Below are 218 nucleotides of genomic sequence, written 5' to 3'. Positions count from 1 at the left end.
GCCTCCGCTGCGCGTACGACAGCGGAACCCGCTCCGGACGCACCACCGGCACCAACGCCGGCCTGTGCCCTGCTGCCTGAGACAAACAGGTGACGAGGCCGGCCACCGTCGGCGCCTCGAACAGTTCCCGGACCTCCAGTTCCACGCCGAGCACAGCACGGACCCGGCTCACCAGCCGCGTCGCCAGCAGCGAGTGGCCGCCGAGTTCGAAGAAGTCG

At 70.6% G+C, this 218-nt stretch carries 1 protein-coding gene; it reads right to left on the bottom strand.

What is annotated here, in order from left to right:
- The coding region (locus H0H10_RS03180; RefSeq protein WP_188179245.1) for a phosphopantetheine-binding protein at positions 1-218 on the bottom strand (218 nt) is incomplete at both ends.

The sequence above is a fragment of the Streptomyces griseicoloratus genome (assembly GCF_014534645.1).
Lineage (GTDB): Bacteria > Actinomycetota > Actinomycetes > Streptomycetales > Streptomycetaceae > Streptomyces > Streptomyces griseicoloratus.
Note: the sequence above shows the minus strand (reverse complement) of the source record. Positions and strands in the feature narration are given on the sequence as shown.